Annotated in this window: 10 protein-coding genes; all 10 read right to left on the reverse strand. The window is 35.1% G+C overall.

What is annotated here, in order from left to right; genetic code table 11:
* Positions 1-325: 325 nt before the first annotated feature.
* The gene (locus INR75_RS18500) at positions 326-1,222 is read right to left on the reverse strand and encodes a carbohydrate kinase family protein (protein ID WP_255584589.1); all 897 of its coding nucleotides are present in this window, start codon (positions 1,220-1,222) and stop codon (positions 326-328) included.
* 5 nt (positions 1,223-1,227) lie between these two features.
* On the reverse strand, positions 1,228-2,829 hold the full coding sequence (locus INR75_RS18505) for a glycoside hydrolase family 32 protein (RefSeq protein ID WP_223089979.1): 1,602 nt from the start codon (positions 2,827-2,829) through the stop codon (positions 1,228-1,230).
* An 11-nt stretch (positions 2,830-2,840) separates the two neighbouring features.
* Positions 2,841-4,403: a glycoside hydrolase family 32 protein gene (locus INR75_RS18510; RefSeq protein WP_223089980.1), complete on the reverse strand. Its 1,563-nt coding sequence runs from the start codon at positions 4,401-4,403 to the stop codon at positions 2,841-2,843.
* Entirely contained in the window at positions 4,381-5,814 is a 1,434-nt protein-coding gene (locus INR75_RS18515) for a DUF4960 domain-containing protein (RefSeq protein ID WP_223089981.1), read from the reverse strand. The genes INR75_RS18510 and INR75_RS18515 overlap by 23 nt, the downstream gene beginning before the upstream one ends.
* Before the next feature lie 20 nt (positions 5,815-5,834).
* On the reverse strand, positions 5,835-7,679 hold the full coding sequence (locus INR75_RS18520) for a glycoside hydrolase family 32 protein (protein WP_223089982.1): 1,845 nt from the start codon (positions 7,677-7,679) through the stop codon (positions 5,835-5,837).
* Positions 7,680-7,716: 37 nt separating this feature from the next.
* The gene (locus INR75_RS18525; protein WP_223089983.1) at positions 7,717-9,408 is read right to left on the reverse strand and encodes a RagB/SusD family nutrient uptake outer membrane protein; all 1,692 of its coding nucleotides are present in this window, start codon (positions 9,406-9,408) and stop codon (positions 7,717-7,719) included.
* A gap of 19 nt (positions 9,409-9,427) precedes the next feature.
* Entirely contained in the window at positions 9,428-12,499 is a 3,072-nt protein-coding gene (locus tag INR75_RS18530) for a TonB-dependent receptor (RefSeq protein WP_223089984.1), read from the reverse strand.
* A 5-nt stretch (positions 12,500-12,504) separates the two neighbouring features.
* Positions 12,505-14,109, reverse strand: coding sequence for a glycoside hydrolase family 32 protein (locus INR75_RS18535; protein WP_223089985.1), 1,605 nt, complete (start codon positions 14,107-14,109; stop codon positions 12,505-12,507).
* Position 14,110: 1 nt separating this feature from the next.
* Positions 14,111-15,451, reverse strand: coding sequence for a sugar porter family MFS transporter (locus INR75_RS18540; RefSeq protein WP_223089986.1), 1,341 nt, complete (start codon positions 15,449-15,451; stop codon positions 14,111-14,113).
* 225 nt (positions 15,452-15,676) lie between these two features.
* Positions 15,677-18,418 carry a substrate-binding domain-containing protein gene (locus INR75_RS18545; protein WP_223089987.1) on the reverse strand — a complete coding sequence of 914 codons (2,742 nt, stop codon included), beginning with the start codon at positions 18,416-18,418 and terminating at the stop codon, positions 15,677-15,679.
* Positions 18,419-18,968: the final 550 nt, after the last annotated feature.

The following is an 18,968-nucleotide window of genomic DNA, read 5'->3' on the forward strand; positions in this document are numbered from 1 at the left end:
GGTGGAGAACCTCTTGGGAGATTAGAAAAATCACCTAAAATAAAATGTTGTTCCATATCGATGAAGTAGTTCTGCAATCAGCCAGCGGCAGGCAGGTTTTTATACTTGACTGCAAGATTAGCTACTAAAAAGTGGTAGATACATATTAGGAACTAGAACATCATTTAAAAAAGTTCCTTACTATCTATGAAAAATGGGGCAGACCTTTAAAAGTCTACCCCCTGTTATTTATGTAACACACTTTGAGGGATAGTGTCATTCATCAAAAAAGACTGTTTCAATTATTTAAAAAACTCAGTTTACAAATATTTGTATTATAATTCGACTATGATATTGGATTCATGAATTTTGAAATTTCTCTTGTTGAAAGTATTGGGTTGCCCCCGTCCTTAGCTGCTACTAAGGCTCCTACTGCACAAGCCCTATCTATAGCATCTTGTGGCTTATTTTTCTCTAAAAGCTGGACAATAAGCGTTGCGAGAAATGAATCACCTGCCCCAACTGTATCCTTTACTTCCGTTCTAAATCCGCTATTATAATAATATTTACTCTCATGTAGTAATACTGCTCCATGTCTTCCTTTGGTAACACATATTGACTTTGCACCCGAAATTGATTGAATAAATTTTATATTTTGCTCCAATGAAAAGAATGGAGAACCCATTATCTCCGAAATCTCGAACAGTTCATCATCATTAAATTTTATAAAATCTGATTCTTTTAAAAGAAATTTTATTATATCAAAATTATAATACGGAACTCTTAAATTAATATCCAAAACTTTATACTGAGCTACTTTTAATAATGAAGCTAGACTATTTCTGGTTAACTCGTCACGACATGCTAAACTTCCATACAAAAATATATCAGCACTTCTCACTAATTGATATTCCTTTTCTGTGATACGTATTTTATCCCAAGCTCTAGGATAAAGAATATCATAAGTCGCAGAACCACGCCCATCTAAATTAACAAGTACTTCCCCAGTAGGGTAGCTATTGGTAGCTATTGAATCTATTCTGATTTTTAATTTTTTGAGACTTTTCAAAATTTCTTTACCTGGTTCATCTTCTCCTACGGCACTAATCATGTAAGTGTCGATTCCCTCTGCCCCCATTCGGACAGCAGCATTCATTGGAGCTCCACCTATTTTCTTTGAATCTTTAAAGACATCCCATAGAACCTCCCCGAAGCATACTGCTATTTTATTTGTTTTGATCAAAATTATTAAAATTTAGTTACCTGAATATTTTCAAACTTTACATCACTATTTTCACTATAAATCCCCCAATGCGTATTTGTTGATTTATAAATTCGATTCGCAATGGCTGCTTTATCATTGATATAAACAACTAAAATGGAGTTCTCAATGACAATTTGAATATCATAATTTGTATTAGGTTTTAGTTCAATTGGAACGTCATTTTCTGCCATAGAGGTTGGAGTTAAATTACTGCGACGTTCCTTATTAAAGCTAAATTTATTCTCTGAAGGTATAAATCGTAAACTATAGAAATTCTCATACCCATCACAAGCTCCAATCATGAATCCAAAATCTTTGTTAGATGAATTAAAACTTATAGTTGCTGAAATTTTAAAACGTTCCTCATTAATTGGATCGTAAATGACATTTGCTATATCAAAATTTGCATTACTTATTAGTTGATAAGATTCATTGGTAGAGCTGGTTTTAGTAACATTACCCCATTGACTATCTTTTGCGATAATATAGTTTGATGTCTCTAAATAATTTTTGAGCGTATGGGGAATCGTTGCTGCTAAATCTCCATTTGGCAAAGCATAAATTTTGTGAGTTATAAGATTTCCAGCCCATTTCCAATTTCCAGAATCGGAATCGCCAGTGAGATTATTTTTCCAACCAAATAGATAACGGTCTCCGTATTGATCAACTGCTGACTTCGCTGCGAAAACTCCTTTTCCAGCAAATCTGGATTCCTTACTCGGCTTTGACCAATTACCATTCAATGAAGTACTTTTTCTGTACAATAAATTTTTACCCACCTGATCAGAAAATATTAGATAATAATTATTTCCTATAGTAAATATTTCAGGACATTCCATCATCCAGAAATTATCTTGTCCACCGTCGTATAATACACCGTTGTAATTCCAATTCATTAAATCTGAAGACTGATAGTTGATGATCACCCCCCTCCATATTCCATCGATGTTCTTTCGCGCTGAAACAAGCATATGAAAATTGCCCCCATCCTCGAAAACAAAGGGATCCCTAAAATTGTCATTTTCATCAAACCCCAATCCTTTGGGAACGTAAATGGTTGTAAAATTTTGGACTTTATTAAATCCATTAGTTGGATCATTGGAAGTAGCTAATAATATTCCTTCTCTTTCAGTTGAAGAACAACCACCAGAATTGGGATTATGTCCTGTATAAAAAGCATAGTATTGACCCTGGAATTCAATCACACTTCCTGCACCCACGGCAAAATCCTGATCGCAAAGAGCAGAGCTGGAGGGTAAAACCTCACCAAATTCTGTGTAACTATACATATTATCCGTTTCAAAAACATACCAGGGATGACGTTCATTTGTTGAATCATTCCAAATATCCTTAATAAAATAAATTTTGAAATTGCTTTCATTGGAGTCATAAAATGCGGCTACATCACCTATTCGATAGCCATCACTAGTCATTGGATACACCTGATAATCCAGTTCTTCAGACTGAGAACTGCAGCTTAATGCGCTCACGGCAAGATTATATGCCTGACCACTTTTTAAATCATCATTTTCACTTTCGCATGCAGAACACAAGATGATTAAAACAAGTATAAGTTTTTTATTCATAGTAGAATATTTTAATCTTTATGGCTTATCTCAATCTCATTAAACTCGGCGGTATCAAATTCAGCATAGAATCCCCAACCCGAATCATAGATATTATAAATCCTACTACTTAAAGCTACTTCATCATTTATATATAGAACAGCAACCGAGCCATCTATAATTAATTCAAAATTATATTCAGTGTTCGCATTGAAATTATAATAGACAACATTTTCAAATCTTCCGGAATTGATTGCAATAATCTTATTGTTTCTGGGTTCCATCTGAATACGGAATGATTCAGATGGATTTTCATTTCCTCCCAAAAAGATCCCGGCATTGGCTTCTTGGCTAATAGAAATTGCTCCTGATATCATTGAAGACTTATTCATATTCTGAAAAACGACTTTTGACTGTCCCTCAGAAGCATTTATCTGAAAATTATTTCCATTTTCTGTTACTCCGCTTGTAATTTCTGTTATTTCAAGAGTTATAGAACTTGTAAAAACGGATGAAAACGAAGATGGAACGCTCACAGCAAGATGTTTACCATCTGCCCGCTGATTAAGTTTATGAACAACTAAATTACCACCAAAATCTTTGTTACCTGAATTCGCTTCCGGACTTTTTCTAGCCGTCCAAGCTGCCAAGTAGCGATCTGTTCCATCGCTTACCGTTTTTCCTGCATAAAAGTACTGACCATCGACCATATCATTTATCGGTTTTTCCCATGGTCCAGTGGAGCTCGTGGCCACTCGATAATGAGTAATTCTATCTTTCCAGTTTTCAGAAAAAATTAGATACCAGTAATCGCCCATCTTAAACAAATCGGGGACTTCCATCATCAAATAATTTTCTTCATCTGTAGTGGTGTAAAGTGGATCCTGTACGATCCAATTGCCTTTGGCGGGATCATCACTGGTGAATAATAAAATCACCGCTTTTCGTGCATCGGTTTGCGCACTTACAAGCATCCAGTACTCTCCAGCTTCCTCATTATACAGAACGTGAGGATCTCTAAATTCAAAATTGTAATATCCTTCTGGTGCTGTAATTATAAAATCCCCCTGTTTAGTCCAGTGTTCAAGATCTTGACTTGTGGCCAATAAGACACTTTCTCTGGGATTTTCTTCCAGAAATGCTGAAGTTCCATTATGACCAGTATAATAATAATAATAGGTATCATTAAATTTTATTAGGGAGCCTGTTCCAATAGCAAAATCTGGTTGTCCGGCATTTCCGTAATCAATCGCTCTCCCTTGGTAATCATAATTCACAAAGTCATCCGTTTCAAATTCGTGAATATCGTGAAACCCTTCTCCTGCTGGCTTATTTTGTGCATCGTGTAAAAAGAACATATGGTATTGCCCATTTTCATAATAGGGCATGACATCTGCCGTCCAGCCATTAGTGTTATATGGATCTGATTCTCCCATCCACCCTGATGATGGCTGAGGATAAATTCCTAAATCATTTACATTAGGTAGAATTGGATCCATTTCTTCCATCCCATCATCTGTACTGCATCCAGTTATCAATAATAAAAGGAGTGCAGGGACTATTCTTATATAATTATTCATTTGTCTCTTCATCATTTTGTTCGTCTGTTTCTAAATAATCAATTGAATTTCTGGTTAGCTGCTGAATATTGCTAAGAAATCCATTAGGTGCACTTGGAACTCCGTCGGCATTGGTTTCATTAAACCAATCATAGGCTCCAAAGGCAATCACAATAGCATTTCCATTTGAGTTATTTGCAGGAAATTCGGCAATTGCCACACGTCCATCCAGAGTATCATCCCAGTCTTCACTGGCAAGGTTTATTCCACCTGTTTGTTCACGCCAGCCAGCACCGTTTCCATAACCACCCCATTCAGGTAAAAACCACCAAGCGGTATGATTTAACCTAAACGTTCCTTTTTCAAGAAATTTAGCCTTTCCTTCCTCGAAAGTTTCCAGACCTTGGAAAATTGGATGCTCTGTTCTTGTTTTAAAAGAAATACCCCAGGAATTGTTTTCATCCACAAAACCATTTGGCAGAAAATCTCCAAATACATTATTAGGTCCTTTTCCATCGGGTACTAAATCCAGCGCTTCCATATATCTAGCAGCAAAGGTTGATAAAAGGATTCTTCCGCCATTAGCATAGAAAGTTTTAAGTTTTTCCGTTACTACTCCATCCAACGCAATTCCAGGTAATTCCAAACTGGAATCATAATGCCACCAGATCACTGAATAATTAAGGGCTGTACCATTTTTAATATCCTGAAAGGAAAGATATTCTGCATTTGCATAAGTTGAGAAAAACCAATCCCCTGCTGCTTTTTCATCTGGATTGGTGATCTCTGATCTTGATGCAGCAACTCCTAAAAACGCTATCTTTGAACTATTATTTGGCGTAGAAACGGTAATCGTGTAAGTTTCACTTCTTCCCTGCCCAGTAACGGTTAAGAACACCGGTTGTGAAAAATCCATCGGTGAACTAAAATCAAGGTTGCTTGAGACGCCGTCGGTTAAGATAATATCCGGTTGTAAATTGGTCACATCTACATCTTCGCCTTGCAAAGTCACGGAAATTGAATTGGTATTATCATTTATGGAGGCCTGATTTCCATTGATTGCAAAACTGGAGATTGGCTTATTTACTTTAGCGGAAACCGAATAATCCTTATAAAGGTTTCCGTTAACCACGGTATAGGTGACCGGCTGGGCAAGACTAATTGATTCATCCAGCCCGGGGGAAATCGAAGCTCCATCAGGCAGAGTAATATCTGGTGCGATACTGTTTAAGGATGTTCCATATGGTAATTGAAATTGAATTGTCCCAGCATTCTGATCGATATCACCATCTATCCCATCAACATTGAAAGCCATCAATTGTACAGGTTCATCGATATCAAAATTCGAATTCCCATCATCTTCTTTTTCGCAAGATGTCAACAAAAATAGGGAGCTGAGCAATATTGCACTAAACAACCTGAAAATAGGCGTTTTTATAATATTCATGTTTCTCATTTTAGTTAGTTTTATTTAATTTTTTTATCCCAAATGGAATTCAGTTTCCATATTTTTAGTTCTTCTATAATTACTCCTGTTTGCGGAGAGCTAAGCGCTGCCATATTTTGTGAAGGACCAGGATAGGAAAGAACACTAAATACTTTTTCTCCTTTAGCTGTAAATATTTCTACGGAAGCGCGATCAACAAATATTTGTAACTGAAGTTTACCGTTATCAGTATTAACCGGTGCTTTCATTACATCGCTGAATTTTTTAAGAAATTCTGAATCGTCTGAATTTGTGGTATTCCTTCTATCAATAGAGAAAAATTTTGTCTCTCGATCATAAGACAGTTTTAAAGATCTATCGTTCCCTTTCTGCAATTCAATATTCAATTCTCCATTTTCAGGAAGTTTTACTGTAATTTCCATTTCATAAGAATTATCAAAACTTGAAATTTTATCGAGTTTTAATTCCTCCTTTAAGTTAATATTATGAAGAGTAATGGAATCTGAACGTAGTTCCATGAATTGCGGAAGGACTTCCTGAACCAGTCTGTAACCTTTTTCTTTTTCTCGAAGTTTCAGGGTTCTTGGGAGTGACTCGAAACCTTTTCCCCATGTACTCGGCACTTCATTAGCATATTCCCAGTTTCCCATCCAGCCTAACATTATTTTATCTTCTAATCTTCCATCATAATCACGCCACGTCCTGGCTGCATAAAAATCGTTTCCATAATCCAACCACAAAGCATGCTCCAGGTTGGTATCCCAAAGTTCATCGGCAAGCATAATATGATCAACCGCTAATGAAGAAGTATTATTCTGAAAAATAATAGTAGCTTCCTTTCCTATATATTCTGAAACATCCCAGCCTTTCCAGCGAAAAATCTTATCGTTCTCTCCGACTGCTTTTCTAACAATTTTATTATTGATAATCAGGTTCAAAGAATTATTAACATGCTCACCGCTTATTAAAAAATTAATAGCCGGTTTGGTAATGGTAAATTCTTTTGATTGCCAGTTTTTTGACTTTTTAGCTTCGACAAACTGCTTTTCTAAAAATCCTAATCGCTCTAATGAGTCTGACTGAAATTGTTTATCCTCAAAATCTGAAATAATCTCCCCAGGGATTCCGATTCCATTATTCAGGAAGGACCTCGTTTTCGCATCGGGTTCAAAGCTTTTACCGTCAAAATCTCCAACAAAATATTGAACACGATTAGGCCCCCGCCCAATAAATAGCACCCAGCGATATTCATTGGTTTTCCCCTCAATCGGAACTTTAAAAATATCAGGGCACTCCCAGAAGGAATGTTGTACTCCGAGACCTGAAAATTCACTTAGATAATTCCAATTCTTTAAGTCTTCCGAATTGTAAAACTGCACGGTTTGCTCAGCAGGCAATGAAACAGCCATGATCCATTTTTTGGTTTCTTCGTGCCAGAATACCTGTGGATCGCGAAAAAAAATCTTATCTATATCCAGAATTGGATTCTTATCATAATAATCAAAGCGTAAACCATCATGGCTTACCGATATCGCCTGAGCTTCAGGCAAAGTATCTCCATCGTAATGTCTGGTATAAAAAGCAATCATACTATTATCACCAAAGCCAGAATTATTCATTTTATCAATCACAACTGATCCAGAGAAATAGCTGAAATCACCTGGATCACCTTTCATTGGATCTTCAAGTTGTTTCCAGTGAACCAAATCTTCGGAAATGGCATGACCCCACCAAAATAGATGATAATTGTCTTCATAAAAGATCAACCCATCTGGATCCCCAATCCACCCCGAAGCTGGGCTGAAGTGATATTGTGGTCGGTATGGTTCATCGTATTGAGCACTTCCCAAAAAGGAATTACTCATAAAAAGAATTAATATTATGACCGGAAATTTTTTCATATTAATAACCCGGGTTTTGAACATATCGATCTTCACTCCAGAAAATCTGATTTTGCGGAATTGGAAGATATTCGTGTTTTCCAGCTACAAAAGAAGCTCCCTGAAGAAAATCTTTTCTAGATTGTTCAACATTGAGATAACTGTTCAATACATCTGCGGCCACTCCCCAACGAACCAAATCGAAGAAACGTTCACCCTCCAGGGCAAACTCCAGTCTTCTCTCATACCTAACCGCCTGTCTTGCATTTTCCTGGGACCAGTTTATATTTACTCCTGGCATATAGTGCTCTACTTTATAATTTGCCAGTAAATTCCCATTGGCGTCCACTAATTTTTCGGTACTATTTGATGCCCTTTCTCGTAATCCATTAATAAGAAGTAAAGCCTCGTCTTTTCTCCCTAGTTCGATTAAAGCTTCTGCTTTATTAAGCATTACTTCGGCATAACGAAGGATTATTCTCAATTTAGAATTTCCGTAAAAAGGATCTACGTTCTCATACTGATCTGACTGAACATTTTCTTTTAAGGAATTATAATAACCGTAAATCTCTGGAGTTCTGCTCCAGCCTTCCTCAAAAATGAGATCAGTTTCATATTTCCAGGGGTTACCAGGACGGGCGATTGTATGATCTAAACGTGGGTCCACATTATCTGTGTCAAAATTGATATTTTCCGCATTAAAGTTTTCCAAATAAGGAATTCCATTTTGGTCAGTTTTAAAGACGTTGGCTAAGTTTTGAGAAGGCTTTTTAAAATCACAGCAACCGAGACCCTGAGGTACGGTAAGCATATCACCGAAATTTAATCTTCCATTTGCTGTACCATCACTAGTAGAAAACTGAACAGCAAATAATGATTCCACTCCATTTTCATAAGAACCTGAAAGGAAATTATTCGCAAAATCTGGTTCTAAACCGTGGTTAGAAGACAAAACTTTATCTGCCGCTGCTATAGATTTTTGTAATAATTCCTTGTTTACATTGGTAACCTGATATTCATCATTCTGTTCAAAAGCCTGATACAACCTTGTTTTTGACAGGTAAGCATATGCGGCAATTTGATCTGCCCGGCCAACTTGTGCTTGCACCATGGGAAGGTTTTCAGCGGCAAACTCAAAATCTTCCGTAATTTTCTCCCATAATTCCTGGCTTGTTAATTCCACATTACTAATCAGCTTATAATCTGCTGCCGGAACATTTTCATCGATATATGGAATTCTATTGAACAGTCTTTTTAATTCGAAATAAAAATGCCCCCTAATAAATCTTAATTCTGCCTGACGCGTTTTTAGCTGCGGATATTCTTCTTCAGTAAAATTTTGAAGGATTCTAAGACCATCATTAGCACGGCGCACTCCTATATATAAATGAAACCACATTCCATCTATTTCCCACATATCAGGACGCACATTGGTAAATGTTTCCATAAAATGAAAACCCTGGCCGTCTCCTGGATCGCGTCCACCTTTATAAGCGTCATCAGCGCGCATATCTCCATATTGCCATAGACTGAAAGCCCTGTTAATTTCGTCATTTCCTAATTGTGAATACGCTGCAATAACAAATTTTTCAGCATCTTCAGGTGTGGTGATCTGTCCTTCATTTAACACTCCTTTTGGATCTACTTCCAACACATCCTGACAAGAAGTACAGAAGAGAAAACAAAGCACTAAACTTGTAATATATCTTTTCATATTCTTTAATATTTTAATTTTAAAACTTTAAATTCAGACCGGCAGTTATAATCATAGGATTCGGGTAACCATAGCCGGGATTTTCAGGATCAATCCCTGTAAAAGAACTACTTTTTGCCAGAAGAGCGAGATTGTCTCCTCCTGCATAAATTCTTAAGGACTGAATACTAAGATCTTCAACAATCCTTTGTTCAAACGTATAGCCTATCTGGGCATTTCTAAGTTTTAAGTAAGAACCATTCTCAATGAAATAAGTAGAAAATCTTGATTCAAAATTAGAATCTGTTAATGAAATAGCCGGGATACTTGAATTTGGATTGGCAGGTGACCAGGCATCCAGCAATCTTGCTCCTTTATTAGATCCTGTTTCAGATACGCTCCAGAAATCCGTATTGTATTTAAAATCATTTACGACATCAACGCCAACTACTCCTTGCAATAAAAAGGAAAGATCAAATTGATGAAAAGCGATATTTGCATTTAAACCATACGTGAAATCTGGGTGTGGCACACCAATCCATGTACGATCAAAATCATTGATTATGCCATCATCATTTAAATCCACATAGCGAATTCTACCCAAACCTTTTCCAGGTTGTTCGGCATGACTGGTAATTTCTTCTTCGGTTCGAAAAAGTCCGTCAGCAACATACCCGAAAAAGGAATTGATTGGCCGGCCCAGGATATTCTGTCCTCTACCATCGCCCCCGTAAGCATTTACTACTTCATTGGGAAGTTTGGTGATTTTATTTCTATACTGACTAATGTTTCCATCTAGATTGATATACAGATTATCCGTCACATTCAGCCTGGTACCAAGGGCTATTTCAAAACCTTTATTTTCCATCGAGGCTCCGTTAACCCACTGGTTCCCTCCTTCTCCTAGTACTCCTATATAAGGCGGAAGCAATAAAATATCTTCCGTTTCCCTTACATAATACTCAGCGCTTCCGTAAAGGGTTTGATCAAAAAGTTCAAAATCGATCCCGAAATTGGTCATCGTACTTTCTTCCCATCTCAGGTTAGGATTAGCATTTTGAACCAGTTTATATCCGGAAGGCAATACTCCGCTTCCCACACTATTAATGTCATAGGAAGTGCTGGCATAGTCTGTTAAATAAATATTATAAATAGCATTGTTATCTATTTCCTGATTCCCCGTAACACCCCAACCGAAACGGAATTTAAGGTCATCCAGGAAATCTAGGTTTTTTTGGATAAAATTTTCTTCGCTTATACGCCATCCTAATGAAAAAGCTGGAAATAGCCCGTACTTATTGTTCTGCCCAAACCTCGATGAACCATCATATCTTAATGTTCCCGATGCCAGATAACGATCTTTATAAGAGTAGTTCACTCGAGAGAAATATGACATTAAAACATTTTCTGCTCCGCTACCGCTATTGTTTTTCTCCCCAGTTCCTGCATCGAGGTAAAGAAAATCATCATCTTCCACGACAAAGTCCTCGCGGGATGCCCAAAAAGAATTAAGCTTTTCTCTGTAAAGTTCTGTACCTATTAACGCATTTACACTATGATCTCCAAAAGTATGATCATAATTTAATGTGTTAGTCCAGGTGGTTTTCAGATTGTGACTTTGATTAGTTTGTAATCTGTTTACCGGATTATTTAAGTAACCAGACTCATATCTTTTTCTGAAATTTTTGGCGAAATAATTACCATAATCAATACCTATGCTTGTTCTGAGATTAAGATGTTCGAAAAGATTCCCTTCGGCATAAAAGTTTCCGAAGATTCTTAAAAAATCATAATCATTTTGCTTATTATCCTCTAACAATCTCACAGGATTTTGGCGGTCATTCATACCACCAACAGGACCACCCCAGCCGGTGCCATCTTCTGTTCTTACAGGAATAATGGGTAACGCCTGTAGTGCCTCATTTATGGGAGATCCACCCACCTCATTGGTTTTGGTTACACTTAAATTTTCTCCTATAGTAACCTTCCCGTCAAAAATTTTATAATCGGAATTAATCCGGGCAGAAAGTCGATTAAAATTTGTTGTTTTTATAATTCCCTCATTATCATAATATCCTAATGAGAAATAATAGTTCCCCTGATCGTTTCCATTAGATAAAGACATATCAACATTCTGAATCACACCCATCCGAGTAATCTCATCAAACCAATCTGTATTTGAAGATCTTAAAGAACCTTCATTATCGAGAAATTCAGGAACCAGAACTTTTTTCAGAAAAGGTTTTCCTGTTTCGGATTCTACACCCCAATCGTATCGATACTGAATACTGTTTGAATTAGGGTTTGTACCATTATTGATATATGCCTGCCAGAGAACTTCACCGTATTCTTGGGTATTCAGCATTTCAGTTTTAGTGGAATACTGGGAAATTGAGGTATAAGCATTAATGTTTAAGCTAGCTCGTCCCTTTTTCCCATCTTTTGTTGTAACGATTATCACCCCGTTTGCAGCACGAGAACCATAAATACTCGCTGCAGATGCATCCTTCAATACCTGAATTGACTCAATATCTCTGGGATTTAATTCATGCATTCCGGCTTTAGTAGGAACGCCGTCAATAATATAAAGCGGATCATTGTTATTAAGAGTTCCTATTCCCCGGATTCTAACTGTGGTTGGAGAACTTGGCGCACCGTTTCCTGTCACCAGCATGCCTGGTACGCGACCCTGTAAAGCCTTAATAGGATTGGCTGCCGTTTGTTTTTTCATTTCGTCTACGTCCACAACTGAAACGGCTCCTGTAATATCTTTTTTCCTTTCCTTCTGATAACCCGTGACCACCACCGCATCTAATTGTTCAGAATCAGTAGCCATTTCTACATCGATTTCGTTTCGACCGTTTAAAGTAATTTCCTGAGCCGTGAATCCTAGGTAGCTAAAAACAAGTATTGCATTTGAATCCACATTAGTAATCGTATAGTTACCATCAAAATCTGTAGCAGTTCCTCGAGTTGTTCCTTTCACAGATACTGAAACACCAGAAAGAGGTATATCATCATCTGCAGATGTAACTGTCCCGGAAACATCTATTTGTTGAGCAGTAAGCCACAACGGAAAAATTAAAATACTTAGTAATACTCGAATTTTCATATAAATTAGTTTAGTTGTAGTTCGTAAATTTTAAAATCCTTTATTTTAAAATGGTTAATAGAGCTTGATAGATCTAATTTTGACATGGATGAATTCGGGAAAAAGATTTCTGTCATAACGGTCTCGCCATTGTCATAAAAAAGTTCAATTGAAGTTTTATCCAGCAAAATTTCTACTTCTATTAGATTATCACTTGCAGATCGAGGAGCGAAAGATATATTCTCAGCAAAGGATTCGCTGAAATCAATTTTTCCAGAATCGCTGCGATCAATGAAAAATCTGTTTTCATGAAAACTATACCCGAATTTAAGAGAATCCCCTTTTTCATTTGATAAATTGAAAGTATAGTTAGCCTTTTCCAAAACAGGTAACTGTAACTTTAAACGCAATTTATCCATCTCGACTTCAGTTGAGTTAGCCAAAACCATTTTGCTTCCAGGAGACTTATTTATCGTTATTTTAGAATATATCAATTTAGAGATTCCATCTATTTGTTTCGCTGGTTCCGAAAACAGACGATAAGTATTATCACTTTTCTTAACTAATGAAAGTTCACGTGGAATAGTCATAGAGCTTCTCCAGCCCCTAGTGGGAACTTTTTCAGCATACTGCCAGTTAGACATCCAGCCTATAAAAAGGCGCTTATTTTCGGGTAAATTAGTGTTTGACCAGGTAACTCCCGCATAATTATCTTTACCAAAATCTAACCAATAGGAATGGTTTTCAGGAAGTTCTTTCTGACTAGCTACCGGAGTAAACTTTTTACCATCGAAATCGCCCACAAAATATTGTGTACCCGAACCACTGTTGAATGCGCCAGGGTTAAGACTTTGAATAAGAACCCACTTAGTCTCTTTGCTTCCCTCGACCCTTATTGGAAAAAAATCAGGACATTCCCAGACTCCACCGTGAGCCCCAGCTTCCTTTCCGAACTCTGAGACTAATTTCCAATCTTTAAGATTTTTGGAAGAATAAAATAGTGTCTTATTCTTAGCCGACAAAACCATAATCCACTGGTGATGAATATTATCCCACTGTATTTTTGGATCTCTAAAATCTCTTATACCAGGATTATTTATTACGGGGTTATTTTTATACTTCACCCAGGTCTCACCTTCATCAAGGCTATACGCGATTGCCTGAGACTGAAAAGTTTCCAAACCCTCTTTCTCTGCATCTGCATCATGGTAAGTGAACATTGCTATTATGGGTACTTCACCATTCTTCGCAAATCCAGATGTATTTTCGGAATCTACTACTGCACTTCCTGAAAAAATAAAACCTTTTTCATCAGGATATATAGCGATAGGTTTATGCTCCCAATTATAAAGGTCTTTCGTGACCGCATGCCCCCAATGCATAGGTCCCCAAGTATTACCTTCTGGATAATGCTGAAAAAACAAATGATATTTTCCTTTATAAAAATACATTCCATTTGGATCATTCATCCAGCTTTTTAATGGTGTAAAATGAAAATTAGGTCGGTACCTACTTTCTTCATTTATAGTAGTATTTAAAGCAACATCTGAACCTAACTGTTGGCTATAAACAACATTAAAATTAATTATTAAAAGAATAATAATTACATTTCTAAATTGGATTGATAACATATTATTTTTTGAAAAGTTTAAACTTTGTTGTTTGAATCATGTTTAGATCTTCTTCCAGGTCTTCCAAGCTTTTACCTTTAGTTTCTGGCATGAAAATTTTTACGAAAATTAACTGCAATACCATCATTAAAGCGAAAAAAGTAAAAACTGCTGCAGCACCTACCAATTCAAACATAATAGGAACTAAAGAAGGAATAATTGCAGCCAAAAGCCAATGAATAGAACTTCCAAATGCTTGTCCCTCCCCCCTAACATTATTAGGGAAAATTTCTGAAATAAAAACCCAGATCACCGAACCTTGTCCAATTGCATGAGAAGCAATAAATAGAAATAGGAAAAATGGTACAAAATGTCCTTGCCATTGAAAATAAAAAGCGAAGGAAACCAAACTTAGAGAAATAATATAGCCCATACTTCCAATATACATCAGCAGTTTTCTTCCGACTCTATCAATCAAATAAATCCCTAATAATGTGAAAATAAGATTCACCAAACCTATTCCTATTGAACTTAGAAGTGATGTATTTTCGGCTAGTCCGGCTTCTTCAAAGATTCTAGGAGCATAGTATAAAAACGCATTAATTCCTGATAATTGATTAAAGAAAGCTATAAAAAATGCAAGCACTAATGGTCTTCTAAATTTTTTATTAAAAATGCTTTCTGATTTAATTCTTTTGCTAGGAGAAATAGTAGTCATTAAGGCCTCCGGATCTTTATTAGGATAAATTTTTAGTAAGATTTCCTTGGCCTCAATTCTCCTTGATCTAGATATTAACCACCTAGGACTTTTAGGTATATTTAGAGTGAACAACGTATAAATTAATGCTGGTAATGCTTCTACACCTAGCATCCATCTCCACGCATTTGGACCGATTTGACTCAATAAATAATTGGATAAAAAGGCGATAAGTATCCCAAAAACAATATTGAATTGATAAAGACCTACTAATTTCCCTCTATCATTTGCTGGTGCAATTTCAGATATATATGTAGGTGCGGCAATAGTAGAAGCTCCCACTCCTAATCCACCAAGAAAACGAAATAAAGCAAATAACTCAGGCTTGTTTGCTAAGGCTGAACCTAAAGCTGATATAAAATAGAATACCCCAATTATAACTAATGTTTTCTTTCTTCCAATATACTTTGTTGGTACTCCTCCAAAAATTGCTCCAATTACAGTCCCCCAAAGTGCCATTCCCATTACTACTATTCCATGAAAAATTTCTGACGTTTTCCATAAATCCTGCAATATTCGATCAGCACCAGAAATAACTACTGTGTCAAAGCCAAATAAGAATCCAGCTAAAGAAGCAGTAATTGACCATATCCAAATTCTATTCATTTTTACCTCCATTTAATTTTGAGGTAAAAGTATTTTACGAAATTCTAAAAGCGGTTAAGCCATGTTTCCAAAAATTAAAAAATTGTTAATCAATTTATCAATTTATCGCAATCGTAATAGTAGCAAGGGATCAAGTAATTATTTTACTTTAACGAAATCGTTATAATTTCACTATTGTTACATAGATTTGATTCTATGTTACTATGCAAAAAACATTTCAATCATTTACGTATTAAATGATTTACGATAGGTTACGGGAGTTACCTTATATTTGTTCTTAAATGTTGTAGAAAAATAACTTGGAGAAGAAAAACCACTATTATACGCTACCTCTGAGATTGACAAACTGGAATCTTTTAGCAATTCTTTAGAAGTTTCAAGTTTAAAATTAGTTATATAATCGCTAATAGAAATACCAACAAGTGCCTTAACTTTTCTATATAATTGAACTCTGGAAATATTTAAACTTTCCGCTAAATTTTCAACATTGAAATTTGGATTTTGGATATTATCCTTGATTATGCTATTTAACCTTGTTAAAAATTGCTGCTCAGGATGGCCAAAACTTACCTTCTTATTAATTTTGAAGATATTGTTTGTATAATAATAGCGTAGTTTTTCTCTATTGAATAACAAAGCTTTTAAGGATTGATTTATTACTGAAAAATTAAATGGCTTTGTTAAATACATATCCGCGCCCGATTCTAGACCCTTTATATATGAGTCTTTATCGCCTAAGGCTGTTAAAATCAAAATTGGAATATGAGAAGTTTTCAAGTCCTTTTTTAATTGTTGACAGATTTCAAAACCACTTATCTCTGGAAGATTTAGATCACTTATGATAATATCAGGTACATTATCAAAAGCTTTTTTTATAGCATCTTTACCGTCGGATAATAAAACATTGTACTCCTTCTTTAATTTTTTTCTTAAGAAATAAGATAACTCTGGATTGTCTTCAATAATCAATACTGTATAAAGCTCATCATTATCTGAATTATCCTCACTAAAATCTGAATATATCGAGGATTGATCGCTAAAACCTGTTGAAAAATCAATCAATGAAGACTCAAATATCTGAGCCTCATCAACAATTTGATCTTCATTAAAATGCGTTCTACCCTTTAGTAATTTTAAAGTGAATTCTGTGCCATGTTTAGATTTAGCTTGAATAGATCCTAGGTGCAAATCGACAAACTGCTTTACAAGATGTAATCCTATGCCCGAACTATTTTTTCTATTTACGGAACCTTTGAAGAAGGCATCGAATATATGATCTATTTCATTATCTGGAATACCAATCCCAGAATCCTTGATCATTAAGAATACTTCATTGGTATCCAAATTATCCTCAATTATAATCTCAATTTTTCCATTTTCAGGAGTGAACTTAAAAGCATTGGAAAGAATATTAAAATATACCTTATCCATTAAACTCCTATCAATATAAATATCTAATTCTTGATTATTAGAAATCAATTCTAGTGATATATTTCTTTTACGTGCTTCCCTTTCAAAATCTTTCAAGATTCTGCTAGAAAAATCAAATAAATTTGTTTTTGAAACCCGTAGATTAAAATTTCTATTTTCAACTCTTCTAAAATCCAATAAATTATTAATCAATCGAAGTAGTCGGTTACTGTTATTATATATTAATTCTATTTCCTCCATTATTCTAAAGTTCTTAATACCCTTATTCTCAGTTAAGGACTCTATAGAACTTTGAATCAATGTAATAGGAGTTTTAAATTCATGAGAAATTCCAGTAAAAAAATTTATTTTTGCTTCATTACTTTCTTTAGCCTCTTTTGCTATTCTTTCAATTTTATTGCGTTGTTGAATAATCTTCTGATTTATATTTTCGAGTTGTCCATTTTTTCTTCGAATCGTTACTATACTATATATACTATAGAAACTTAGACTAAGAATTATTATCAATAAAGCTAAAGTCAATTTTAACAAACTATTCTGAACATAATATTTCTCTTTTTGTTTATCAATAGAAATTATCTGGTCATTTATTTCCTCCTGCTGCTCGTAAATTTTAATAAATTGATTCAGCATTATGTCAGCATTGAACCTATCTATAACTACAGTCTTTAAAATATTTTCTTTCGTAAAATTACGCCCATTAAGTATATCTGAAGCTAAATCGATAGCTTCGGCACCACCTGTGGGGTAGTATATCGTCGCGTATAAAATACCATTTTGAACCATTTCAATACCGCCATTAGGAATACTTAAACCATCGACCCCTAGAAATTTAATTCTATTTTCGACTCTTTTTTTTTGAGCGATTTTCCAAGCTTCGTATGCTAGCTCATCGTTGAATGCATATACATAATTGGGAAGTTGGTCAATGGAGTCCAAAAAGGATGAAAATTTTTCATCGACGCCTTTTATTGTATTTAGCTTAATTTTATTTTTACTGTCTATTAAGGCTTGATGGAAGCCTCGACTACGATCCTTTGTTGGAGTAGAATTGTCAATTCCTCTAATTTCTAAAATTTGAATTAGATCAGAATTACTATCAGATAATATATAATTCGCAGCATCTACGCCTACTTGAAAATTGTCTGCTCCAACATAAGAAGTAAAACTATCGGAATCTATTTTTCTATCTATTAATATTATAGGTATTCCTTCGGCATAGGCCTTTTCTACTATAGGCTTTATAGAATCCGGATCTAAGGGGGAAATTATTATTAAATCAAATTGTTTCTCGATCATAAATTGGATATCAGCAATCTGTTGAGAGGCATCCCCATGAGCCTCAAAAATTTCCAAATCTATTTCCTGATCTAGAGAAGACTTTATCTTCATGCTTTTATTCATCATAGCCCTCCATGGGTGATTTGACAAACATTGTGAAAACCCAATACTATATTTTTCTTCTTCCACCTGTGTAGTACAACTGCAAAAAATTAAGACAATAATAAGTATTCCAATTTTTGAGAATATATTCATAAAATGAAAAGTTAGTTAGGTAGTCTCCGATTATAAATATCAAATATCTATAATTGAAACTAATCACGCAATTTTAAAAATTCTTCAAATAATTGTAATTTAAAGTACATAACATCATTTTATATCCTTAATGTATAATAAATCATTCCCTGGAGTGGTTTATAAACGCAAAATCAAAGAACTTTATAAATTCTGTTACTTCTTAGTTTTTCAATCATATTGAACAAATAATTTATTTTAATTATTAATTTACTTAGTTGATTCTTAATTGAATTATTAGGCTACATTGTAATATCTATATAGCAATTGCCGGGCGATCCAGATGGTAAAAGTTGTCTTAACATAACTTCTACCTTTGTACGAGGTGATCCCATCTTTTGCCTAATTCAGTTAAATATGCTGAAATTTAATAGTTCCTCACAAACCTTTAATGTACATAGTGTGCCGTGCCTTTCCTATTCCAACTATACTTATCCAGATCCCGTTATCATATAAGTAAATATATAATCTAAGCAGGTAAATTGCCTCCCTGATCTCAATTAAGAATATC

The sequence above is a fragment of the Zunongwangia sp. SCSIO 43204 genome, from assembly GCF_019904275.1.
In the GTDB taxonomy this organism is placed as follows: Bacteria; Bacteroidota; Bacteroidia; order Flavobacteriales; family Flavobacteriaceae; genus Zunongwangia; species Zunongwangia mangrovi.